Origin of the sequence: Leifsonia sp. LS1 (assembly GCF_020521355.1) — a bacterium.
In the GTDB taxonomy this organism is placed as follows: domain Bacteria; phylum Actinomycetota; class Actinomycetes; order Actinomycetales; family Microbacteriaceae; genus Leifsonia.
Genome location: NZ_BPER01000005.1, coordinates 320,196 through 342,860, shown reverse-complemented (window position 1 = coordinate 342,860; position 22,665 = coordinate 320,196). Strand labels below are relative to the sequence as shown.

At 70.2% G+C, this 22,665-nt stretch carries 17 protein-coding genes; 6 read left to right on the top strand and 11 right to left on the bottom strand.

What is annotated here, in order from left to right; genetic code table 11:
• Positions 1 to 13 precede the first annotated feature (13 nt).
• From LLS1_RS11785 to LLS1_RS11775, 3 genes are read right to left on the bottom strand one after another with little or no spacing between them, the layout of a single operon-like run.
• Positions 14 to 1,231 carry an acyl-CoA dehydrogenase family protein gene (locus LLS1_RS11785; protein WP_374758265.1) on the bottom strand — a complete coding sequence of 406 codons (1,218 nt, stop codon included), beginning with the start codon at positions 1,229 to 1,231 and terminating at the stop codon, positions 14 to 16.
• Entirely contained in the window at positions 1,228 to 3,354 is a 2,127-nt protein-coding gene (locus LLS1_RS11780; RefSeq protein WP_226655733.1) for a biotin carboxylase N-terminal domain-containing protein, read from the bottom strand. The genes LLS1_RS11785 and LLS1_RS11780 overlap by 4 nt, the downstream gene beginning before the upstream one ends.
• 5 nt (positions 3,355 to 3,359) lie before the next feature.
• Positions 3,360 to 4,922: a carboxyl transferase domain-containing protein gene (locus LLS1_RS11775; protein ID WP_226655731.1), complete on the bottom strand. Its 1,563-nt coding sequence runs from the start codon at positions 4,920 to 4,922 to the stop codon at positions 3,360 to 3,362.
• Between the two features lie 101 nt (positions 4,923 to 5,023).
• On the opposite strand from LLS1_RS11775, the gene LLS1_RS11770 reads away from it, so the two are divergent.
• Complete coding sequence (locus LLS1_RS11770; RefSeq protein WP_226655729.1) at positions 5,024 to 5,638, top strand: TetR/AcrR family transcriptional regulator; 615 nt, start codon at positions 5,024 to 5,026, stop codon at positions 5,636 to 5,638.
• Positions 5,639 to 5,713: 75 nt separating this feature from the next.
• Positions 5,714 to 8,332, top strand: a complete 2,619-nt coding sequence (locus tag LLS1_RS11765) for a penicillin acylase family protein (protein ID WP_226655727.1) — start codon at positions 5,714 to 5,716, stop codon at positions 8,330 to 8,332.
• 60 nt (positions 8,333 to 8,392) lie between these two features.
• Here the strand turns inward: LLS1_RS11765 and LLS1_RS11760 are convergent, their stop codons facing one another.
• The 4 genes from LLS1_RS11760 to LLS1_RS11745 all read right to left on the bottom strand — a co-directional run bounded on the left by LLS1_RS11760 (position 8,393) and on the right by LLS1_RS11745 (position 11,802).
• A complete protein-coding gene (locus LLS1_RS11760; RefSeq protein ID WP_223360977.1) occupies positions 8,393 to 9,655 on the bottom strand; it encodes a citrate synthase in 1,263 nt (420 codons plus the stop codon).
• 205 nt (positions 9,656 to 9,860) lie between these two features.
• Complete coding sequence (gene dapC, locus LLS1_RS11755; RefSeq protein WP_308443810.1) at positions 9,861 to 10,979, bottom strand: succinyldiaminopimelate transaminase; 1,119 nt, start codon at positions 10,977 to 10,979, stop codon at positions 9,861 to 9,863.
• Between the two features lies 1 nt (position 10,980).
• Positions 10,981 to 11,301, bottom strand: a complete 321-nt coding sequence (gene fdxA, locus LLS1_RS11750; protein WP_185276994.1) for a ferredoxin — start codon at positions 11,299 to 11,301, stop codon at positions 10,981 to 10,983.
• Positions 11,302 to 11,391: 90 nt separating this feature from the next.
• Entirely contained in the window at positions 11,392 to 11,802 is a 411-nt protein-coding gene (locus tag LLS1_RS11745; protein ID WP_226655726.1) for a hypothetical protein, read from the bottom strand.
• A 98-nt stretch (positions 11,803 to 11,900) separates the two neighbouring features.
• Between LLS1_RS11745 and efeU the strand changes: the two genes are divergently transcribed.
• The 3 genes from efeU to efeB all read left to right on the top strand — a co-directional run bounded on the left by efeU (position 11,901) and on the right by efeB (position 15,333).
• Positions 11,901 to 12,764 carry an iron uptake transporter permease EfeU gene (gene efeU / locus LLS1_RS11740; RefSeq protein ID WP_226655724.1) on the top strand — a complete coding sequence of 288 codons (864 nt, stop codon included), beginning with the start codon at positions 11,901 to 11,903 and terminating at the stop codon, positions 12,762 to 12,764.
• A 66-nt stretch (positions 12,765 to 12,830) separates the two neighbouring features.
• Entirely contained in the window at positions 12,831 to 14,012 is a 1,182-nt protein-coding gene (gene efeO / locus LLS1_RS11735) for an iron uptake system protein EfeO (RefSeq protein WP_226655723.1), read from the top strand.
• 7 nt (positions 14,013 to 14,019) lie between these two features.
• Entirely contained in the window at positions 14,020 to 15,333 is a 1,314-nt protein-coding gene (gene efeB / locus LLS1_RS11730) for an iron uptake transporter deferrochelatase/peroxidase subunit (protein ID WP_226655721.1), read from the top strand.
• Between the two features lie 82 nt (positions 15,334 to 15,415).
• Here the strand turns inward: efeB and typA are convergent, their stop codons facing one another.
• Both typA and LLS1_RS11720 read right to left on the bottom strand, forming a co-directional pair.
• Positions 15,416 to 17,332 (bottom strand): translational GTPase TypA, encoded by a 1,917-nt coding sequence (gene typA / locus LLS1_RS11725; RefSeq protein ID WP_223357265.1) that lies wholly within the window; start codon positions 17,330 to 17,332, stop codon positions 15,416 to 15,418.
• 128 nt (positions 17,333 to 17,460) lie between these two features.
• Positions 17,461 to 19,317, bottom strand: a complete 1,857-nt coding sequence (locus LLS1_RS11720) for an ABC transporter ATP-binding protein (protein WP_223357266.1) — start codon at positions 19,315 to 19,317, stop codon at positions 17,461 to 17,463.
• Between the two features lie 68 nt (positions 19,318 to 19,385).
• Between LLS1_RS11720 and LLS1_RS11715 the strand changes: the two genes are divergently transcribed.
• Positions 19,386 to 20,012 (top strand): PH domain-containing protein, encoded by a 627-nt coding sequence (locus tag LLS1_RS11715; RefSeq protein ID WP_223357267.1) that lies wholly within the window; start codon positions 19,386 to 19,388, stop codon positions 20,010 to 20,012.
• Between the two features lie 32 nt (positions 20,013 to 20,044).
• Here LLS1_RS11715 and LLS1_RS11710 read toward each other — a convergent pair whose 3' ends face one another.
• Both LLS1_RS11710 and LLS1_RS11705 read right to left on the bottom strand, forming a co-directional pair.
• Positions 20,045 to 21,058 (bottom strand): ABC transporter permease, encoded by a 1,014-nt coding sequence (locus tag LLS1_RS11710; RefSeq protein WP_223357269.1) that lies wholly within the window; start codon positions 21,056 to 21,058, stop codon positions 20,045 to 20,047.
• Positions 21,059 to 22,591: an ABC transporter permease gene (locus LLS1_RS11705; protein ID WP_223357271.1), complete on the bottom strand. Its 1,533-nt coding sequence runs from the start codon at positions 22,589 to 22,591 to the stop codon at positions 21,059 to 21,061.
• Between the last annotated feature and the right edge of the window lie 74 nt (positions 22,592 to 22,665).

The following is a 22,665-nucleotide window of genomic DNA, read 5'->3' as shown; positions in this document are numbered from 1 at the left end:
TCGCGCTGCCGGATCAGGCGTCGAAGCCGAGGGCCCGCGAGATGACCATCAACTGCACCTCCGACGTGCCCTCGCCGATCTCCAGGATCTTCGAGTCACGGTAATGCCGCGCCACGGGGCTCTCGTTGAGGAACCCGTAGCCGCCGAAGATCTGCGTCGCGTCCCGCGCGTTGTCCATGGCGGCCTCGCTGCACACCAGCTTGGCGATCGATGCCTCCAGCTTGAAGGGCTGCCCCGCCATGAGCTTCGCGCAGGCGTCGTAGTAGGCCAGGCGCGCGGTGTGCACTCGCGCCTGCATCCGGGCGATCTTGAACGCGATGTACTGGTTGGAGCCGATCGGGCGGCCGAACACGTTCCGGCTCCGGGAGTAGCGCAGCACCTCCTCCAGGCAGCCCTGCGCCGCGCCCGTGCACAGAGCGGCGAACGCAACGCGGCCCTCGTCGAGCGTGGCGACGAAGTTCGCGTATCCGCGGCCGCGCTCCCCGAGCAGGTTCGCCTCGGGCACGCGCACGTCGGTCAGTGTGAGCGGATGGGTGTCGGACGTGTGCCAGCCGACCTTGTCGTACGGTTCCCCGGCCACGAAGCCCGGAGTGGGCACGGGGACCAGGATGGCCGACAGCTCCTTCTTGATCGAGCCGTCGGCGCGGCGGCTCTCGCCGGTCACGGCGGTGATGGTGACCAGGCGGGTGATCTCACTGCCGGAGTTGGTGATGAACTGCTTGCTGCCGTTGATGACCCACTCGCCGTCGCGCAGTTCGGCGGTCGTCTTCGTGCCCGCGGCGTCGGATCCGGCGTCGGCCTCCGTCAGACCGAACCCGGCGAGCGCCTCCCCGCGCGCCAGCATCGGCAGCCACTCCTGCTTCTGCTCTTCGGTGCCGCTGCGGAACACCGGCATGGCGCCCAGGCCGACCCCGGCCTCCAGGGTGACGCCGATCGACTGGTCGACGCGGCCGAGCTGCTCGACGGCGAGGCAGAGCGAGAGGTAGTCCTTGCCCTGGCCTCCGTACTCCACCGGGAACGGGAGGCCGAACAGCCCCATCGCGCCCATCTCGGCGATGATCTCGTACGGCAGGCTGCGGCGTGTGTCGTAGTCGTAGGCGGCGGGGGCGACGACGGTGTCGGCGAAGTCGCGCACGCGGTCGCGCAGGCGGCGCTGCTCGTCGGTGAGCACGAAGCCGGCGATGTCGTGATCGGCGGCGGTCTGCGCCGGTCGGGTCATCTGCATGGTCATGGGGTTCCTGTCTGTTGTGGTGACTGTCCCTGGTGGTGAGCGGCGACCGGCGATCGTGTCGGGTCGTCGCCGTCCGCCGCGATCGGCGGGAGCTCGGAGGAAGCGGCGGGGGCGGTGTGCTCGTCCCGGTCGACGGCGGCGACCAGCTGGTCCCGGCGCACGAGATCGCCGGGAGCGACGTGCAGGCGGACGGTTCCCGCCACGGGCGCGAGCAGGCGGTGCTCCATCTTCATCGCCTCGACGACGGCGAGGGTGTCGCCCGCCGCCACGGCGTCCCCGTCCACGACGGGCACGGCCACGACGGTCCCCGGCATGGGCGAGCGGACCTCCGGGTGCGCGGCGGCCTCGCCGCGGTCGAGGGCGGCCAGCTCGTCCGCCAGCCGCTCCTCCCTGCTGCGGAGCCGCAGCGCGCGCACACGACCGCCGGCGGCGAGCCAGACCGTGCCGGCGTCGCACACGGTGTCGTAGGCGGAGGTGATGCCGTCGAGCGTCAGGAGGGCGCGGTCGGGAGCCCCGCCGGCGCCCGGCCGCACGGTCAGCGCGGCTGTGTGCGTCGACTCCCCCACGGTGACCGCGGAGCCCTGCGCCGAGACGGCGACCGGCACACCGTCGACCTCGTACCGGACCGCGCGCGATCCGCTCATCCGCCAGCCGGACGGAGCGGCCCAGAGCGGGCCGACGACGGCAGCGGTCGCGGCCGAGCGCTCGCGATGCGCGAGCAGGGCGGCCAGGACGAGCTCGGCGACGGCGGGCGGGGCGGGCTCCCGGTCGGAGTGGCGGCGATCGATCAGGGTCGTGTCCATCGTCCCCTCGAGGACATCGGGGTCGGCGAGCAGTTCGCGCAGCCACGCGACGTTTCCGGTCGCGCCCAGGATGCTCGTCCCGGCCAGCGCGGCGTCGAGGCGCGCGATCGCCGTCGCGCGGTCCTCGCCCCAGGCGATCACCTTGGCGAGCATCGGATCGTACTCCGTCACGACCGCGAGACCGGGCGCGAGTCCGCTGTCCACACGCACGCCCTCGCCGTCCGGCTCGCGGAGCGCGAGCACCGTGCCACCGCCGGGCAGGAAGCCGCGCTCCGGATCCTCCGCGTAGACGCGCGCCTCCACCGCATGCCCGTCGAGATGCACGTCCGCTTGCGCGAACCCCAGCGCCTCCCCCGCCGCGATGCGCAGCTGCCACTCGACCAGGTCGAGACCGGTGACGAGCTCGGTGACGGGGTGCTCCACCTGCAGTCGCGTGTTCATCTCCATGAAGAAGAACTCCCCGGGGGCGTCGGCCGAGACGAGGAACTCGACCGTCCCGGCACCGCGGTAGCCGACGCTGTCGGCGACCCGGCAGGCCGCCCGGCCGATCCGGTCCCGTGTCTCCGCGTCGAGGAGGGGCGACGGCGCCTCCTCGATCACCTTCTGGTGCCTCCGCTGCAGCGAGCACTCGCGCTCGCCGAGGTGCACGACGGATCCGTGCCCGTCGGCGAGAACCTGCACCTCGATGTGGCGCGGGGAGTCGACGAGCCGCTCCAGGAACAGGGTGTCGTCGCCGAACGCGGACGCGGCGACCCGCCGGGCGGCCCGGAGCGCCTCGTGCAGGTCGGCGGCCGCGCGGACCGCCTGCATCCCCTTGCCGCCACCGCCGGCGGAGGGCTTCACCAGCACCGGGTAGCCGATGCGCTCGGCGGCGGCGATCAGGGCGTCGTCGCCGAGGCCCGGCGCGGCGATGCCGGGGATGGTCGGGACGCCGTGCGCCTCGACCTCGCGCTTCGCGGCGATCTTGTCGCCCATGATCTCCAGGGCGTGCACACCGGGGCCGACGAAGGCGATCCCGGCGTCCGCGCAGGCCTGAGCGAGCGCGGCGTTCTCGGAGAGGAACCCATAGCCGGGGTGCACCGCCTGCGCCCCGGTCGCGGTCGCCGCGGCGACGATCGCGTCCACGTCGAGGTAGCTCTCCCGGGCCGGGGCGGGTCCGAGCCGCACGGCGAGGTCGGCCAGGGCGACGTGCGGGGCGTCGCGGTCGGCGTCGCTGTAGACCGCGACGGAGCGGATCCCGAGCCGGCGGAGGGTGCGGATGACACGACAGGCGATCTCGCCGCGGTTGGCGACGAGGACGGAGGAGAACGGCACGGTCATCGCGATCACATCCGGAAGAGGCCGAAGGCCGTGTCGGGAAGCGGGGAGCGGCAGATCACGTCGAGGGCGAGCCCGAGCACCGTGCGCGTCTCGGCGGGGTCGATCACGCCGTCGTCCCAGAGCCGCGCGGTCGAGTAGTACGGGTCGCCCTGCTTCTCGTACTGCTCGGCGATGGGCGCACGGAACGCGGCCTCGTCCTCCGCGCTCCATTCGTCGCCGCGCGCTTCCAGCTGGTCGCGCTTGACGGTGGCGAGGACGCTGGCCGCCTGAGCTCCGCCCATGACGGAGATGCGCGCGGCCGGCCACATCCAGAGGAACCGCGGCGAGTACGCCCGCCCGCACATCGAGTAGTTGCCCGCCCCGAACGACCCACCGATGACGACCGTGAGCTTGGGGACGCGCGCCGTCGCGACCGCGGTGACCATCTTCGCGCCGTTCTTGGCGATGCCGCCCGCCTCGTAGTCACGACCCACCATGAACCCGGAGATGTTCTGGAGGAAGAGCAGCGGGATGCCGCGCTGATCGCACAGCTCGATGAAGTGCGCACCCTTGAGGGCCGACTCGCTGAACAGCACGCCGTTGTTCGCGACGATGCCCACCGGGTGGCCGTGGATGCGGGCGAACCCGGTCACCAGGGTCGTCCCGTACTCGGGCTTGAACTCGTGGAGGCCGCCGGCGTCGACGAGACGGTCGATCACCTCGTGCACGTCGTAGGGCGCCTGCACGTCGACCGGCACGACGTCGTAGAGTCCGGCTGGGTCCGCTGCGGGGTCCAGCGCGGGGACGACCTCCCAGGCCGGCGCGGCCGGCGGAGGCAGCGTGGCGACGATGTCGCGCACGATGGCGAGCGCGTGCTCGTCGTTCTCGGCCAGATGGTCGACGACGCCGGAGGTGCGGGCGTGCAGGTCCCCGCCGCCGAGCTCCTCGGCCGTGACGACCTCCCCGATGGCCGCCTTCACGAGGGGAGGCCCGCCCAGGAAGATCGTGCCCTGCTCGCGCACGATGACGGTCTCGTCGCTCATCGCGGGAACGTAGGCGCCTCCGGCCGTGCAGGAGCCCAGCACGGCCGCGATCTGAGGGATCTTGGCGGCGGAGAGGCGCGCCTGGTTGTAGAAGATGCGGCCGAAGTGGTCCCGGTCGGGGAAGACGTCGTCCTGCATCGGCAGAAACGCCCCGCCGGAGTCGACCAGATAGATGCACGGGAGATGGTTCTCGAGCGCGATCTCCTGCGCCCGCAGGTGCTTCTTGACCGTCATCGGGTAGTAGGTGCCGCCCTTGACGGTCGCGTCGTTGCACACGATCATGACGTGCCGTCCGCGGACGAGGCCGATGCCGGCGATCACGCCGGCCGCGGGGCTCTCGTCGTCGTACATCCCCGTCGCGGCGAGCGGCGCGATCTCGAGGAACGGGCTCCCCTCGTCGAGCAGGGTGTCGATGCGCTCGCGCGGCAGGAGCTTGCCCCGGGCCAGATGGCGTTCCCGGGCTCGCTCCGGGCCGCCCGCCGCCGCGGCCGCGAGGCGCTCGTGCAGCTCGGCGACCAGCTCGCGCTGCGTGGTGGTGGCGGGCATCGTGCTCCCTCGTCGTCGTCGACTTCTCGGTTAGTGGTCGCTAACCCGATTTTAGGTTAGTGTTCATTAACCCAAATGTCCAGCCTCCCGGAGACGCGACGATGACCGAACAGCCCGCCGTCGAGCGGCCGACGCAGCGCAGCCGCGCGAAGGCCGACCGCCGTGCCGCACTGCTCGACGCCGCCGCTGCCCTGTTCGCCGAGCGGGGCTACAACGGGGTCTCCATCGAAGACCTCGGCTCCGCGGTCGGGGTGAGCGGTCCGGCGGTGTACCGGCACTTCCCGTCCAAGCAGGCGGTGCTCGCCGCACTCCTGGTCGACGTGAGCCAGGGCCTCCTCGACGGGGGCGCCGCCGTCGAAGAGCGGAGCGACGACGCGGCCGGCGCGCTCCGGGACCTGATCGCGTTCCACGTGGACTTCGCCCTCGGCGCGCCCGACACCATCCGGGTGCAGGATCGCGACCTCGACGCCCTTCCGACCGCCGAGCGGCGCGAGGTCCGGCGCCTGCAGCGCCGGTACGTGGACGTGTGGACGCACGTGCTCGGCACCCTGCACCCGGCCCTGGGCGCCGACGAACTGCGGGTGCGCGTGCAGGCCACCTTCGGCCTGATCAACTCGACTCCGCATTCGGCGCGCATCGGATCCGAGCCCGTCGCCGAGGCGCAGGTGCGCCCGGTGCTGGAACGGATGGCCTGGGCGGCGCTGACGTCGCGCTGACCCGCCGGAGGTCCACGTCCCCGCGTCGGACGCGTGGGTTAGGGTCCAAGGGAGGCATCGAGCTCGAGGAGGCACGTGGGCGACGACACCCCCCGACTGCGGCTGCACCACCGGTTCTGGCGTGCGCTGGGCGTCGTACTGGCAGTGGTGCTGGTGATCGCGGCGGTCGCGGGAGGCGTCGGATTCTGGACGGTCACCCGCTCCTTCCCGCAGACCTCCGGCTCGATCGACGTCCCGGGCCTCCAGAAGCCGGTGACCGTGTACCGCGACTCCGCGGGCGTGCCGCAGATCATCGCGTCCACGGCCGACGATCTCTTCCGCGCCCAGGGGTTCGTGCACGCGCAGGACCGCTTCTGGGAGATGGACTTCCGGCGGCACGTCACCGCCGGACGCCTCTCGGAGATGTTCGGCGCCAGCCAGGTGCCGACCGACACCTTCATCCGCGCGCTCGGGTGGCGGCGCGTCGCCGAGCAGGAGGTGAAGCTCCTCGACCCGACCGCGCTCCGCTACTTCCAGGACTACGCCGACGGCGTGAACGCGTACCTGGCCGCGCACTCCGGCGCGGAGCTGAGCGTCGAGTACGCGGTCCTCGGCCTGCAGAACCCGGGCTACAAGCCGGAGAAATGGACGCCCGCCGACTCGGTCGCCTGGCTGAAGGCCATGGCCTGGGATCTGCGCTCCAACCTGGAGGAGGAGGTCGACCGCGCGCTCCTCGCGGCGACGATGACGCCGCAGCAGATCGCGGACCTCCATCCGGGCTACGACTACGCGGCGCATCCGACGATCACGGCGGAGGGCGGAGGGGATCCGGGCCGCACCACCGCGGACGCGACCGGCGCGACCGCGGCGAACGCGAGCGCGAACGGCGACGGGTCTGCCTCCGCCCTCGTCGCGGCACCGCCCGCCGACTACCGCGCCCAGCTGGAGCAGGTCTCCGCGAGCCTGGAGTCCCTCCCCCGTCTGATGGGCCCGGCCGGCAGCGACATCGGCTCCAACTCGTGGGTGGTCTCGGGTTCCCTCACCGACACGGGGAAGCCGCTGCTCGCCAACGACCCCCACCTCGGTGCCTCGATCCCGTCCGTCTGGTACCAGGTCGGACTGCACTGCGCGACGGTGGGCCCCGCGTGCCCGTTCGATGTCTCGGGCTTCGGGTTCTCGGGCTTCCCCGGGGTCGTGATCGGCCACAACGACCGCATCTCCTGGGGATTCACCAACCTCGGGCCCGACGTCGCCGACCTCTACGTCGAGAAGGTCACCGGCGACACGTACGAGTACGACGGCGCGCAGGTGCCGCTCGACATCCGGACGGAGACGATCTCCGTCGCCGGAGGAAAGGAGGTGAAGGTGACCGTCCGGTCCACCCGGCACGGGCCGATCGTCACCGATCTGTCGGACGACTACGCCGACATCGCCAAAGACCAGGCCGGCAAGCTCGGCATCCCGGCACAGCAGTACCAGCTGTCGCTGCAGTGGACCGCGCTCGCCCCGGGTCCGACGGCCGGAGCCATCTTCGCCTTCGACACCGCAACGGACTGGACGAGCTTCCGCGCCGCGGCGGAGCGCTTCCAGGTGCCGTCGCAGAACCTCGTCTACGCCGACGTGGACGGGCACATCGGCTACCAGGCGCCCGGCAGCGTCCCCATCCGGGCCGCCGGCGACGGCACGATGCCGGTGCCGGGATGGACCAGTCAGTACGGCTGGATCGGCACGGTGCCGTACGACCAGCTTCCCTCGGTGCTCGACCCGCCCAGCGGGTACATCGTCACGGCCAACAACGCCGCGGTCGGCCCGGACTACCCGGTCATGATCACGCGCGACTGGGAGTACGGCTACCGCGCCAACCAGATCGCGGTCCGCCTCCAGGCACTCGTCGCGTCGGGGAAGAAGATCTCCGCCGCGCAGCTCGCGGACATCCAGGGCGACACCTACGACGCCAACGCCGCGACACTGGTCCCGCTGCTGCAAACCGTCGGCGCGGCGGCGGAGCCGGGCTCGGGCGCGGCCCGCGGCGCCGCGCTCCTGGCGGGCTGGGACTACCACGACGACGGGGACAGCGCCGCCGCAGCGTACTTCGCGGTGTTCTGGAAGAACCTGCTGCACGACGCGTTCGGGCGCAAGCTCCCCGCATCCGCCCCGCCCACCGGCGGCGATCGCTGGTTCGCCGTGGTGCAGAACCTCGCGGCCCACCCGGACTCACCCTGGTGGGCCGACGCCAAGCTCGGCGTGTCCGACCGAGACGGGATGCTCCAGCGCGCGGCCGATCAGGCCTGGACGGAGGCGCGGAGCCTGATGGGCGACGACCCGGCACGCTGGCGCTGGGACCGCATCCACACGCTCACCCTCACGAACGCCAGCCTGGGGGTCTCCGGAGTGGCGCCGGTGGAGTGGCTCCTCAACCGCGGCCCGTACCCCGTCTCGGGCGGCTCGAGCGTGGTCGAGGCGAACGGCTGGGATGCCTCCGTCGGCTACCAGGCCGACCGGGTCCCGTCGATGCGCATGATCGTCGACCTGGCCGACTTCGACCGCAGCCGCTGGATCAACCTGGCCGGCGCCTCCGGGCACGCGTTCGACCCGCACTACACGGACCAGACGGACCTCTGGGTGAGGAACGAGACGCTCCCGTGGGCGTTCAGCCGCGCGGCCGTGGTCGCGGGCGCGCACCAGACGCTGACGCTGCGACCCGCGCGCCGCTGACCACGCGCGGCAGCGTCTTCGCCTCGGGAGCCCGGTCCGCCGGGGCCGGAACGACTCCGATCAGCGGACGGTCGGCCAGGAACGCTCGCCGCTGCCCGTGTACAGCTGCTGCGGGCGGCCGATCTTGGTGGCCGGGTCGAGGTTCATCTCCCGCCAGTGGGCGATCCAGCCGGGGAGACGGCCGATCGCGAAGAGCACCGTGAACATCCGCGTCGGGAAGCCCATCGCCTTGTAGATCACGCCCGTGTAGAAGTCCACGTTCGGGTAGAGCTTGCGGTCGACGAAGTACTGATCGGCGAGCGCGACCTCCTCGAGCTCCTTCGCGATGTCGAGCAGCGGGTCGTGCACGCCCAGCGCGGCGAGGACCTCGTCCGCCGACTGCTTCACGAGCCGCGCGCGCGGGTCGAAGTTCTTGTACACGCGGTGCCCGAAGCCCATGAGCTTGACACCCGACTCCTTGTTCTTCACCCGCTCGACGAACTTCTGCACGCTCTCGCCGGAATCGCGGATGCCCGCGAGCATCTGCAGCACGGCCTCGTTCGCCCCGCCGTGCAGCGGGCCGTAGAGGGCGTTGATGCCGGCGGAGACGGAGGCGAACAGGTTCGCCTGCGTCGACCCGACCAGGCGCACGGTCGACGTCGAGGCGTTCTGCTCGTGGTCCTCGTGCAGGATGAGCAGGCGCTCGAGGGCCCGCGACAGCACAGGGTTCACCTCGTAGGGCTCAGCGAGCGTGCCGAAGTTGAGACGCAGGAAATTGTCGACGAAGCTCAGCGAGTTGTCCGGATAGAGGAAGGCCTGGCCGACGCTCTTCTTGTGCGCGTACGCGGCGATCACCGGGAGCTTGGCGAGCAGGCGGATGGTCGAGAGCTCGACCTGCTCCGGATCGGAGACGCTGAGCGAGTCCTGATAGAAGGTGGACAGCGCGGACACGGCGCTGGAGAGCACCGACATCGGGTGCGCGTCGTGCGGCAGCGCACTGAAGAAGCGGCGAAGGTCCTCGTGCAGGAGGGTGTGGCGGCGGATGCGCTCGTCGAAGTCCGCGAGCTCGGTCGGCGTCGGCAGCTCGCCGTGGATGAGGAGCCAGGCCACCTCGAGGAAGGTGGAGTTCTCCGCGATCTGCTCGATCGGGTAGCCGCGATAGCGCAGGATGCCCTGGTCGCCGTCGATGTAGGTGATCGCCGACCGCGTCGCCGCGGTGTTGACGAAGCCGTAGTCGAGGCTGGTCAGGCCGGTCTGCTTGGTCAGGCTGGAGAGGTCGATGCTCGAGGCGCCCGACGTGCTCGGCAGGATGGGGAACTCGGCGACCCCGCCCGGGTAGCGCAGCTCGGCGACGGCCGCCTCCTGCTCGACGGGGCCGGTACGCTCCGTCGGTGCATTCTCGGTGCCGAGTCCAGTCACAACGCCTCCAGGTCTTGGGGTTGGGCAGAGTTGAGCGCGCCGATCGTGGCAGCGCTGCATCATTCGTGCGGGTACAGCCTAACGAACGCGCGAGGCAACTGTCGCATCACGCAAAGCCCGGCCGATCGGGTTAGAGGGAGTCTCCAAGTGTGCGGAGACGCTCTGCGGCCGCCGCGATGCGCTCATCCGTCGCGGTGAGCGAAAGCCGCACGTGCTCGGGATAGTGGTCGCCGTAGAAGTGGCCGGGGCCGGCGAGGATGCCGAGGTCGGCCAGCCGGCCGATGCTCTCCCAGGCGTCGCGGCCCTCCGTCGCCCACAGGTACAGGCCCGCCTCGCTGTGATCGACGCGGAAGCCGGCCGCCTCGAGAGCGGGCTTCAGCAGCTCGCGACGCGCGCGGTAGCGTTCGCGCTGCGTCGCCACATGGGCGTCGTCGCCCAGGGCGACGACCATGGCGGCCTGGAGCGGCGAGGGAAGCATCAGACCCGCGTGCTTGCGCACGGTGGTCAGCCTCCCGACCACGGTGCGGCAGCCGGCGACGAACGCCGCCCGGTAGCCCGCGAGGTTCGACTGCTTGCTGAGGGAGTAGACGGCGAGGATGTTGCGACGGTCGTCCCCGATCACACGCGGATCGAGGACGCTCGGGATGCGCTCGGCGTCCCACGGGGCGTCCCAGCCCAGCTCGGCGTAGCACTCGTCGCTCGCGAGGTAGGCGCCGAGTTCCCTGGCCCGCTCGACGGCCGCGCGCAGGTCGTCGACCGACAGCACCCGCCCGTCGGGGTTCCCGGGACTGTTCAGCCAGATCAGGCGCGTGTTCTGCGGCCATTCGGCCGGGTCGTCGCTCGCCAGGGTCTCCGCCCCGGCCATCGCGGCCCCGATGGCGTAGGTCGGGTAGGCCGCGCGCGGATGCACGACGACGTCGCCCTCCCCCAGTCCGAGCAGGAACGGCAGGAACGCGACGAGCTCCTTCGACCCGATGGTCGGGAGCACGTTGTCGACGGTGAGGCCGGGGACCCCGCGGCGACGGGCGAACCACCCCACGATGGCCTCCCGCAGCGCCGGGGTGCCGACCGTCTGCGGGTAGGCGTGCGCGTCGGTCGCCTCGGCGAGCGCGGCACGGATGAGCGCGGGGGTCTCGTCGACCGGAGAGCCGATCGAGAGGTCGACGATTCCGCCGGCGTGCGCACGGGCGCGCTCCGCGTACGGCGTCATCTGATCCCAGGGGTACTCCGGGAGCTCCGTCAGCGCCACGTCAGTGCGCCTGCGGCGGCAGGGCGGAGATCAGCGGGTGATCCTTGGCGATCACGCCGACCTTGGCCGCGCCGCCGGGTGAGCCGATGTCGTCGAAGAACTCGACGTTGGCCTTGTAGTAGTCCGCCCACTCCTCGGGGAGGTCGTCCTCGTAGTAGATGGCCTCGACGGGGCACACGGGCTCACAGGCGCCGCAGTCGACGCACTCGTCCGGGTGGATGTAGAGCGACCGTTCACCCTCGTAGATGCAGTCGACCGGGCATTCGTCGATGCACGCGCGGTCTTTGACGTCGACGCACGGGAGGGCGATGACATAGGTCACGGTGGTTCTGATCCCTTCGCGAGAGCTTCGAGAGGTTCGAGGCGAGCCTCGGGAGCTACCCGTCTAGCTTATTCCGATATCCGCGGAGCCCTATTCCGAAACGGCGGGGCCGGGCTCCATGGCCGCCGCGAGCTCGGGGCGCGCCGGTCGGCGACGCACGTCGGGCCAGGCGACCACCACGGCGGCGATCAGGATCGGCGCCACGAGCCAGATCTGCCCGGCGAGCGTGTTCGGGATGAGCACCGAGCCCCCCGGGCTCTGCTGCGCGAAGAGCAGCACGGTCGCGATCGCGCCGAGCGCGGCGAGGATGGCGGGCACCCGGGTCGCCGCGAGGAGCCGGAGTCCGACCAGCAGCGAGGTGTACGCGAGAAGCGCGCCGATCAGCCCGAGCGGGATGCCCACCCCCCAGGTGACGTCGATCGGGTGCGCGACCGTGCCGACCGCTCCGACCAGGAGCCCGGCGAGCACGAGCAGCACGGCGTTGAGGATCCGGCTGAGCATTCTCGCATCCTATCTGGACAGATCGAGAGGTCAGGACGTACGCTCGATCGGTAAGGTTAGCCTTACCAACCCCCTTTCCCTCTCCAGCAAGGTCCTCTGTGCTCGCGAACTATCTGATCGGCCTCCGCGAAGGCCTCGAGATGGCGCTCATCGTCACCATCCTCATCGCCTACGTCGTCAAAGTCGGCCGGAAGGACGTGCTCTCCAAGCTCTGGATCGGCGTCGGCATCGCCCTCGTCGTCCCGCTCGGCATCGGAGCCCTGCTGACCTGGGGCCCCTACGGCCTGAGCTTCCAGGCGCAGGAGATCGTCGGCGGCGGGCTCTCGGTGGTCGCGGTCGCGTTCGTGACGTGGATGATCTTCTGGATGGGCAAGACGGCCCGGTCGATGAAGTCCCTGCTGCACGAGCGACTCGACTCGGTGCTGGTGGGCGCGGGATGGGGGGTCGTGATCCTGGCCATGCTCAGCGTGGGCCGCGAAGGCATCGAGACCGCGCTCTTCGTGTGGGCCACCGTCGACAGCGCGGGCGGCAGCTGGGAGCCGTTCGTCGGCGCGCTGCTCGGCCTGCTGACCGCCGGAGTGCTCGGCTTCCTCCTCTACCGCGGCATGGTCCGCATCAACCTCGGCACCTTCTTCGCCTGGACGGGCGCGTTCCTCATCCTCGTCGCGGGCGGCGTGCTGGCGTACGGCGTCGGCGACCTGCAGGAGGCCGGCGTGATCCCCGGCGCGGGCATCCACGCCTATGACATCAGCGCCGCCATTCCGGCCTCCAGCTGGTACGGCACCGTGCTCGCCGGTGTGATCAACTTCAACCCGTCCCCCACCTGGTTCCAGGTCATCGCCTGGTTCGGCTACATCATCGTCGTCTCGTTCTTCTACATCCGCGCCCAGCGCGCCGTCCACCGCCCGCCGGCGGCGTCCGGAGCCCCCGGCCAAGCGGCAGGCACCCCCGTCGCCTCCTGAGGCGGCCCCACGCACGCACCCCACAACCGCATTCCACAGCACCCGAAGAGAAAGCACAGCACCCACATGGCTCGATACCGTCCGCTCGGCGTGATCGCCGGCAGCATCGCCGGCGCCGCCGCCCTCGCCGCCGCCCTCACCGGCTGCGTCCCCAACAAGGCGACCGCCGAGGCCGAGGCGATCTCCGTCACGCTCGACGACGACGCCTGCACCGTGTCGACCGCGACGGCACCGTCTGGCCCCGTCACCTTCCAGGTCACCAACAAGGGCACCGACGTCAACGAGTTCGAGGTGCTCGCGCAGGACAAGCTCCGCATCGCGGGCGAGAAGGAGAACATCGGCCCGGGCACGACGGTCAACTACGTCGTGCAGCTCGCCGAGGGCGACTACTTCACGGCCTGCAAGAAGGGCATGGTCGGCAGCCCGACCTCCGTCACCGCGTTCACCGTGACCAAGGGATCGGGTGACACGAAGACCGCGAGCGAGAGCAAGCAGGTCGCCCAGGCGGTCACCAACTACACCAGCTATGTCAAGGACCAGGCGGGTCAGCTCCTCACCGCGACGAAGGCGTTCGCCGCCTCGTACGAGAGCGGCGACGACGCGGCAGCGCAGGCGCAGTACCCGGCCGCGCGCATGTTCTACGAGCGCATCGAGCCCACGGCCGAGCAGTTCGGCGACATCGACCCGGCGCTCGATCTGCGCGAGGCGGACCTCGAGCAGGGTCAGGACTGGACCGGCTGGCACCGCATCGAGAAGGACCTCTGGGCTCCGGCCGGGTTCACCCCGTCCGACGCCGCCGGGCGCAAGGTGCTCGGCGATCAGCTCGTCGCCGACACCCAGAAGCTCTACGACCTCGTGTACGCCAAGGACTTCACCCTCACTCTCGACCAGATCTCCAACGGCGCCAGCGGCCTGATGGAGGAGGTCTCGCGCAGCAAGATCACCGGTGAGGAGGAGACCTTCTCGCACACCGACCTGTGGGACTTCAAAGCGAACGTGGAGGGCGCGGAGGTCGCGTACGGCACCGTCCGTGACATCCTGTTGGAGAAGGGCAGCACCGGGAAGAGCGCCGCGAAGACGCTCGACACGGAGTTCGCCGCCATCGACAAGCTCCTCGCCCAGTACACCTCGGGCGACGGCTACGTCAGCTACACCCAGCTCACGACCGAGCAGGTGAAGGAGCTCTCCGACGAGGTGAACGCCCTCAGCGAGCCGCTGAGCCAGCTGACATCGATCCTCGTCAAGTAGGAGTCGCGTGAGCGAGGAAACACCCGCGGAACGCCCGGGGTCCGCCGAGGACCCCGGGCGGTCCGGACTGTCCCGGCGTGGGCTGCTCGGCCTGGCCGGGCTCGGAGTCGGCGCCGGGGTCGTCGGATTCGGCGCCGGGATCGCGGTCGATCGCGCGGTCTCGGGCGCCCAGGCCGCCACCAGCGCCGTCTACCCGTTCTACGGAGAGCACCAGGCGGGGATCACGACGCCCGTGCAGGACCGCCTCCACTTCGCCGCGTTCGACGTCGCCCCCGGACTCGACCGTGACGGCCTGATCGACCTGCTGCGCGACTGGACGGTAGCCGCTGCTCGGATGAGCCAGGGCAAGGCCGCCGGCACGTACGGCCCGGCCTCGGGCCCGTCAGACCAGCCGCCGGATGACACGGGCGAGGCCCTCGACCTGCCGCCCGGGGGGCTCACCCTCACCTTCGGCTTCGGGCCGACCCTCTTCACCGCGGCCGACGGCCGGGACCGGTTCGGGATCGCGTCGAAGCGTCCGGACGCACTCGTCGATCTCCCGCACTTCCCCGGCGACGCTCTCGTCGACGCGGCCAGCGGGGGCGACCTCTGCATCCAGGCCTGCAGCGAGGACCCGCAGGTCGCCGTGCACGCCATCCGCAACCTGTCGCGCATCGCCTTCGGGCGGGCGGCGATCCGGTGGTCGCAGCTCGGCTTCGGCCGCACCTCCTCCACCTCCCGCAGCCAGGTGACGCCCCGCAACCTGTTCGGCTTCAAGGACGGCACCGCGAACATCAAGTCCGAGGACCAGAAGGTGGTCGAGGACCAGGTGTGGGCCGCCGGCTCCGACGGCGCTTCCTGGATGGCAGGCGGCTCGTACCTCGTCGCCCGGAAGATCCGCATGGTCATCGAGAACTGGGACCGCCAGCAGCTCGGCGAGCAGGAGCGCATCATCGGCCGCGACAAAGGCGAGGGCGCCCCGCTCTCGGGAGGCACGGAGTTCAGCGACCCGAACTTCCTCGCGCTCGCCTCCGACGGCGGCACGAAGATCGACCCGGACTCGCACGTCCGCCTCGCACACCCCACGATGAACGACGGCGCCCAGCTGCTGCGCCGCGGCTACAACTTCGTGGACGGCAACGACGACCTGGGCCGGCTCAACGCCGGGCTGTTCTTCATCGCGTTCCAGCGCGACCCGCGCAGACAGTTCATCCCCATCCAGACCCGGCTCTCCCGCAGCGACCTGCTCAACGAGTACCTCAAGCACGTCGGCTCCGGCGTCTTCGCCGTGCCTCCCGGGGCGACCGAGGGATCCTACGTGGGCGCCGGGCTCTTCACGTAGCCCGCACATTCGTGCCGAATGCACGAAAAGGGGCGGGGATTCGCGACATTCGTCACGAATCCCCGCCCCTTCGTCGTCGGCGCTACGCGTCCTGGCGCTTGAGGCGGGCGGCGGCGCGGCCGCGCGCGGTGGCGTCGAGCTCGACCTTGCGGATGCGCACGGCCTCCGGGGTCACCTCGACGCACTCGTCCTCGCGGGCGAACTCGAGGCACTCCTCGAGGGTCAGCTGACGCGACGGCGTCATGGACTCGAACGTGTCGGCCGTGGAGGAGCGCATGTTGGTGAGCTTCTTCTCCTTGGTGATGTTCACGTCCATGTCGTCGGCGCGCGAGTTCTCGCCGATGACCATGCCCTCGTAGACCTCCTCGGTGGGGTTCACGAAGAAGCTCATGCGTTCCTGCAGCGCGATGATCGCGAACGGCGTCACGACGCCGGCACGGTCGGCCACGATCGAGCCGTTGCTGCGGGTGACGATCTGACCGGCCCACTCGTCGTAGCCGTGCGCGATGGCGTTCGCGATGCCGGTGCCGCGCGTGGTGGTGAGGAACTCGGTGCGGAAGCCGATGAGGCCGCGCGACGGCACGATGAACTCCATGCGCACCCAGCCGGTGCCGTGGTTGGTCATGTTCTCCATGCGTCCCTTGCGGGCGGCCAGCAGCTGGGTGATCGCGCCGAGGTACTCCTCGGGGGCGTCGATCGTCAGGTGCTCGTACGGCTCGTGCGTCTTGCCGTCGACCTTCTTGGTGACCACCTGGGGCTTTCCGACGGTGAGCTCGTAGCCCTCGCGGCGCATCTGCTCCACGAGGATGGCCAGCGCGAGCTCGCCGCGGCCCTGCACCTCCCAGGCGTCCGGACGGCCGATGTCGAGAACGCGCAGCGACACGTTGCCGATGAGCTCACGGTCCAGGCGGTCCTTGACCATGCGGGCCGTCAGCTTGTGGCCCTTCACCTTGCCGACCAGAGGCGACGTGTTGGTGCCGATGGTCATGGAGATCGCGGGCTCGTCGACGTGGATGGCGGGAAGCGGACGGACGTCGTCCGGGTCGGCCAGGGTGTCGCCGATCATGATGTCGGCGAAGCCGGCGACGGCGACGATGTCGCCCGGGCCCGCGGACTCGGCCGGGTAGCGGTCGAGCGCCTTCGTCATCAGCAGCTCGGTGACGCGGACGTTGTGCACGTCGCCGTCGTGACGCACCCAGGCGACGGTCTGGCCCTTGCGGAGGGTGCCGTTGAAGATGCGGAGCAGCGCGAGGCGGCCGAGGAACGGCGAGGCGTCGAGGTTGGTGACGTGCGCCTGCAGGGGCGCCTCGGGGTCGTAGCTCGGTGCCGGGATGTGCTCGAGGATGGCCTCGAACAGCGGCTCGAGGTCGTCGTTGTCGGGCAGCTCGCCGTTGGCCGGCTGATTGCGGCTCGCCGCACCGGCGCGGCCGGACGCGTACACGACGGGCACGTCGAGGATGGCGTCGAGGTCGAGATCGGGCACGTCGTCCGCGAGGTCGCTCGCGAGTCCGAGGAGCAGGTCCTGGCTCTCGCCGACGACCTCCTCGATGCGGGCATCGCCGCGGTCGGTCTTGTTCACGGCCAGGATGACCGGCAGCTTGGCCTCGAGCGCCTTGCGCAGCACGAAACGGGTCTGCGGGAGCGGGCCCTCGCTCGAGTCGACGAGCAGGACGACCCCGTCGACCATCGACAGACCGCGCTCGACCTCGCCGCCGAAGTCGGCGTGGCCCGGGGTGTCGATCACGTTGATGGTGATCGGGCCGTTCGTGGCGTGCTTGCCCTTGTACGAGATCGCCGTGTTCTTGGCGAGGATCGTGATGCCCTTCTCACGCTCCAGCTCGTTGGAGTCCATCGCACGCTCTTCGACGTGCTCGTGGTCGCCGAACGAGTTCGTCTGGCGCAGCATGGCATCGACCAGCGTGGTCTTGCCGTGGTCGACGTGGGCCACGATCGCGACATTGCGCAGATCGTCGCGGTGGGCGACGGCGTTCTCGGACATGCGTGAGGGCTCGACTCTCGTCAGGAGGTTTTCGGGGAACGGTCCATTCTATCCCCTCCGGACAGCACGGAACGCCGCCCCCGCGCTCGGCGGGGACGGCGTTCCGTGACGATCCGGTGGACGGGAGGTTACAGGCCCTGCGCCACCGGCGGCTCGGGCTCCTGCGGCAGACCCTCGTTGACCGGGGCGGCCTCGTCGGAGCCGGCGGCCAGCAGCTCGAGGCGCAGAGCGCGGCGGGCGCGCTGCTGCTCCGGGTCCGGGAGCGGAACCGCGGCGAGGAGGCGCTGGGTGTACGCCTCCTTCGGGTAGCGGAGGATCTCGTCGCGGGTGCCGACCTCGACCAGGCTGCCGTGGTGCATCACCGCGATGCGGTCGGCGAGGACGTCGATGACCGCGAGGTCGTGGGTGATGAACAGGCAGGCGAAGTTCATCTCCTTCTGGAGCTGCTGCATGAGCTCCAGCACCCGGGCCTGCACCGACACGTCCAGCGCACTGGTCGGCTCGTCCGCGATGAGCACCTGCGGCTTCAGCGACAGGGCGCGGGCGATGCCGACACGCTGCTTCTGACCGCCCGAGAGCTCGTGCGGGAAGCGGCTGCGGTACGCGCGGGGAAGCTCGACGCTGTCGAGGAGGCGGTCCACCTCCTTGGCGAGGTCGGCGCCCTTGAGGCCCTTGGCGAGGCGCAGCGGCTCGCCGATCGAGTCGGCGATCTGCAGGCGCGGGTTCAGCGACGACGACGGGTCCTGGAAGACGATGCCGACGTTGCGGTGCAGCTTGCGGATCTCGTCGCGCTTGGCGTTGCTGATGTCCTGCCCGGCGACGACCAGCCTGCCCGAGTGGATGGGCAGAAGGCCGATGGCCGCGCGGCCCAGGGTGGTCTTGCCGGAGCCCGACTCGCCCACGAGGCCGACGACCTCGCCCTCGTGGATGGTCAGATCGATGTCGGTCGCGGCCCGGAACGCGGGCACACGCCCGTGCTTCGGATACTCGATCGAGACCTTGTCGAAGTCGACCACGACCGCTCGCTTGTCCATCTCGGACTTCTCGTGCTCGGCGGCGGCGAGGCGCTCGTTGGCGCGGATGCGCTCGGCGAAGGCGGCGTCGGGGTTCTCGGTGCCGGCGGCGAGGGCGGCGGTCGTGTCGATCTCCTCGTCCTCACGCTGGCCGAGGTGCGGAACCGCGTCGAGCAGAGCGATCGTGTACGGGTGCTGCGGAGCCGCGAAGACGCCCTCCACGGTGCCCGCCTCGACGATGTCGCCCTTGCGCATCACGACGATGTTGTCGGCCAGGTCGGCGACCACGCCCATGTCGTGCGTGATGAGGAGGATGGCGCTGTCGAGCCGGTCGCGGAGGCTGCGCAGCAGCTCCAGGATCTCGGCCTGCACCGTGACGTCGAGGGCCGTGGTCGGTTCGTCCGCGATGAGCAGCTTCGGGTCGCACGAGATCGACTGGGCGATCATCGCGCGCTGCCGCTGGCCGCCGGAGAGCTGGTGCGGGTAGGAGTTGAAGGCCTTCACCGGGTCCGGCAGCTCGACCATGTCGAGCAGTTCGAGCGCGCGCTCCTTCGCCTCGTGCGGCGACATCCCGTAGTGGATGCGCAGCGTCTCCACGATCTGGAAGCCGACGGTGTAGACGGGGTTGAGCGCCGTCATCGGCTCCTGGAAGATCACGGCGACCTGGTTGCCGCGCACGCGCCGCATCTGCGACTGCGAGAGGCCGGTGATCTCGCGTCCCTCCAGCTTGATCGACCCGCGGATGCGCGAGTTCTTCGGCAGGAGGTCGAGGATCGCCATCGAGCTCGCGCTCTTGCCGGAGCCGGACTCGCCCACGATCGCGAGCACTTCGCCCGCCTTGATCGAGTAGTCGAGCTTCTTGGCCGCGGGGACCCAGACGCCGTCGACGCCGAAGTCGACGGAGAGGCCGCTGACCTCCAGGACGGGGGCTCCGGTCACGACGCCGGCCTGACCGGTGGTGGTGTCGGTCATGATTCGAGGTTCCTTTCGGGAGCGGTCGGCGTCGGGATGCCGTGTGGGCGGGATGAGAGCATGGAACCATGCCCTACGTCCCCTCCCCCGACCGCGAGGTTTTCGTGTCCCGGTTCAACCGGGTGCTTGCCGTCCTGGTCTGGGCGGCCGCCGCCGTCCTGACCGTCGGGCTGCTGGTGAGCGTCCACGACGCCCGTCTGCTGTACGTCGTTCCGTGCGCGCTGTTCGCGCTCATCGGCTGGGCGATGCTGTGGCGTCCGCTGTTCGTCGTCGATCGCGACGGCCTGACCGCCGTCAACGTGACGCGGACCGTGCACATCCCCTGGGAGGCGCTGATCCATGTCGACACCAAGTACGCGCTGACGCTCTACACCCCGGGCCGGAAGATCCCGGTGTGGTCCGCACCCGCGCCCGGCACCAGCCGGACGCTGCGCGCCACCCGTGACGAGACCAAGGGACGCGTGGGCCGGCCGAGCGTCGAGGCCACGGTGCGCCGTCCCGGCGACCTGCTGTCGACCGAGTCGGGCGCCGCCGCCGAGGTGGTGCGCCGCCGCTGGAGCGAGCTCCAGGCGTCCGGCGCCATCGAGGCGGGCCGCGCCGAACAGGCGCCCGTGACGAGCCGCTGGCACGTGGCGACGCTGTGCGGCATCGCCGTGCTGCTGGCCGGCACGGTCGCCGCCCTGCTCCTGGCCTAGCGGGTCCAGGAGCACGACGGCGAAGCTGGAGGTCACAGCACGTCCTCCGCGAGGGCGGCGCCCGTCGTCGGGCCGCCGTCGCCGCCCTCACCCGACTCCGGCTCCTGCTCGCGCATCTTGCGCAGGTTGAAGCGGCGATGGCGCGGGTCGAACGCGTCGCGCAGTCCGTCGCCGACGAAGTTGACCAGCAGCGCGAGGGAGACGATGAACGCCGCCGGCCACCAGAACAGCCACGGCCGGGTCTGGAACGCGGACTCGTTCGAGCTGATCAGGAGACCGAGTGACACATCGGGCGCCTTGATGCCGTAGCCGAGGAACGACAGTGCCGTCTCGAGCAGGATGGCCGAGGCCATGATCAGGGTCGACGCGACGATCACGACGCCGATCGCGTTCGGCAGGATGTGCTTGAAGATGATGCGCATGTCCGACGCGCCGGCCACACGGGCCGCCTCGACGAACTCGCGCTCGCGCAGGGAGAGGAACTCGCCGCGGACCAGTCGGGCGATGCCCATCCAGGAGAAGAAGCCGAGCATCAGCGCGAGGAAGAACGCGCCGAGTCCGCCGAAGGCGTGGCCGACCACGGAGCCGATCACGAGCGCCGGGATGACGATGAACACATCGGTGATGCGCATCAGGATCGCGTCGACGACGCCGCGGAAGTACCCGGCGATCGCGCCGACGACCACGCCGACGACACTCGCGATGAGGCCGAGGACGATCATGACGAGCACCGAGTTCTGGATGCCGCGCATCGTGAGCGCGAAGTAGTCCTTGCCGATGCGGTCCTGACCGAACGGGTGCTCCGCCGAGGGCGAGCCCTGCTGGAACTGGTCGTTCAGCTCGGTGTACGAGTACTTCCACCAGCCGTGGATCGGGCCGATACCGATCGCCGAGACGGAGAAGAGCACGATCAGGATGAACAGGATGGCGCTGCCGACGGCGACCTTGTTGGAGAGGAATCGCTTCCAGATGAGCTTGCCCTGGCTGACGGGCGGGGCGCTGGGCGCCTCCAGCTCGTCGGCGATGCGGGATTCGGGAGCAGACATTTATCGGACCCTCACTCTCGGGTCGAGTGCGGCGTAGGCGAGGTCCGCGAGGAAGTTGAACAGGATGGCCATGACCGCGATCACGAGGAAGTACGCCATGACCGGGTTGAGGTCGCCGCGGCTGAGTCCGGCCGCGAAGATCGACCCCATGCCGGGGATGGCGAACACCTTCTCGGTGATGATGGCGCCACCGAGCAGCGCGCCCACGTCGAACGCCACGAGGGTGGTGATCGGGATGAGCATGTTGCGGAAGGCGTGGCGCACGACGACCGTGCGCTCGGGGAGGCCCTTCGCCCGGGCGGTGCGGATGAAGTCCTGGTTGAGGACCTCGAGCATGCCCGCCCGCGAGTAGCGGGTGTACGACGCGAACGAGATCAGCAACAGGGCGATCGTCGGCAGGAGCAGGTGGGTGAAGGTGTCGAGCCCGGTCTCCCACATGTCGCCGGTGAGGCCCGGCGTCGAGGAGCCGACGGTGGCGATGGGACGGCCGTTGGTGTCCTGGAAGTACTGCGGCCACGCCTGCATGAAGCGGTCGACCAGGATCAGGAAGCCCGAGACGATGCCGACGATGACGGAGATGCGCATGTTCTGACCGCGGTCGTATCCGCCGACGAACCAGCCGACCGCGAGGCTCACGATGACCGCGACGACCGCCAGGATGGCGATCGTCGCCGGCGTGGAGACCGCGAACAGGCCCTGCAGGGCGAAGTAGCAGACGAGGGCGATCGCTCCGGTGATCGCCGCCGAGATCAGCGCGCGGCGGTTCTGGAGGCCCGAGATCAGCGCGGTCGTTCCGACGATCACGGCGGCGATCAGGATGATCATGACCACCGGGCCGAGGCCGGGCTGGAGGAACCAGTTCAGCGCCGACATCAGCAGCAGCACACCGGCGGTGGCGACGCCCGAGATGCCGAAGGTCCAGACCCTCCTGCGCAGGTCGCCGCCGATCAGGGATTGCCAGATGAACCCGGCGACGATGCCGATGATCACCGCCACCCACCATGGGATCACGGGGTGCACGAGGAAGTTGTTGAACCCGATGGCGACGAACTCCTTGAGGAGGACGGCCACGAGGAAGGCCGGGAGGGAGTACAGGAAGAAGCTGAGGAACGTGACGACGTTGTCGAGTCCGCTGTACTGCCGGAGGGCCGTGACGATTCCGATCGTCACACCGAGGAGGATCGCGAGGATCAGCGCGACCGTGACCAGCTGGATGGTCGAGCCGAGCGCCTGCGGGAGGATGTCGACCACCTTGGCGTTCGACACCGTCGAACCGAGGTCGCACGCGTTGGCGAACGGGATGAGGCACTTGGCCGCGCCCCCGAGCCAGAGCAGCCACCGCAACGGCGGGATGACATCGAGGTCGAGCAGCTGCACGCGGGCGGCGATCAGCTGCGTCTTGTTCGGGGAGTTGCTGCTCCGGAGATCCTGGAGCGGGTCGGCGCTGTAGGCCACCAGCATGTACATCAGGAACGAAGCGGCGATGATGATGAGCACTGAGACCAGTAGGCGTCTCAGGATGAAACTCGCCATAGGTGGGGAACCCTTACTGACAGGACGCGCCGAACGGGTGGGGCGGCGGGCTGGGCTCGCCTGGGCGCGTCTCG

Bases quoted from the DNA above. Each gene is read 5' to 3' on its own strand.
- LLS1_RS11785 (WP_374758265.1), bottom strand. From the start codon at position 1,231: ATGACCATGCAGATGACCCGACCGGCGCAGACCGCCGCCGATCACGAC.
- LLS1_RS11780 (WP_226655733.1), bottom strand. From the start codon at position 3,354: ATGACCGTGCCGTTCTCCTCCGTCCTCGTCGCCAACCGCGGCGAGATC.
- LLS1_RS11775 (WP_226655731.1), bottom strand. From the start codon at position 4,922: ATGCCCGCCACCACCACGCAGCGCGAGCTGGTCGCCGAGCTGCACGAG.
- LLS1_RS11770 (WP_226655729.1), top strand. From the start codon at position 5,024: ATGACCGAACAGCCCGCCGTCGAGCGGCCGACGCAGCGCAGCCGCGCG.
- LLS1_RS11745 (WP_226655726.1), bottom strand. From the start codon at position 11,802: ATGCTCAGCCGGATCCTCAACGCCGTGCTGCTCGTGCTCGCCGGGCTC.
- efeO (WP_226655723.1), top strand. From the start codon at position 12,831: ATGGCTCGATACCGTCCGCTCGGCGTGATCGCCGGCAGCATCGCCGGC.
- typA (WP_223357265.1), bottom strand. From the start codon at position 17,332: ATGTCCGAGAACGCCGTCGCCCACCGCGACGATCTGCGCAATGTCGCG.
- LLS1_RS11720 (WP_223357266.1), bottom strand. From the start codon at position 19,317: ATGACCGACACCACCACCGGTCAGGCCGGCGTCGTGACCGGAGCCCCC.
- LLS1_RS11715 (WP_223357267.1), top strand. From the start codon at position 19,386: ATGCCCTACGTCCCCTCCCCCGACCGCGAGGTTTTCGTGTCCCGGTTC.
- LLS1_RS11710 (WP_223357269.1), bottom strand. From the start codon at position 21,058: ATGTCTGCTCCCGAATCCCGCATCGCCGACGAGCTGGAGGCGCCCAGC.
- LLS1_RS11705 (WP_223357271.1), bottom strand. From the start codon at position 22,591: ATGGCGAGTTTCATCCTGAGACGCCTACTGGTCTCAGTGCTCATCATC.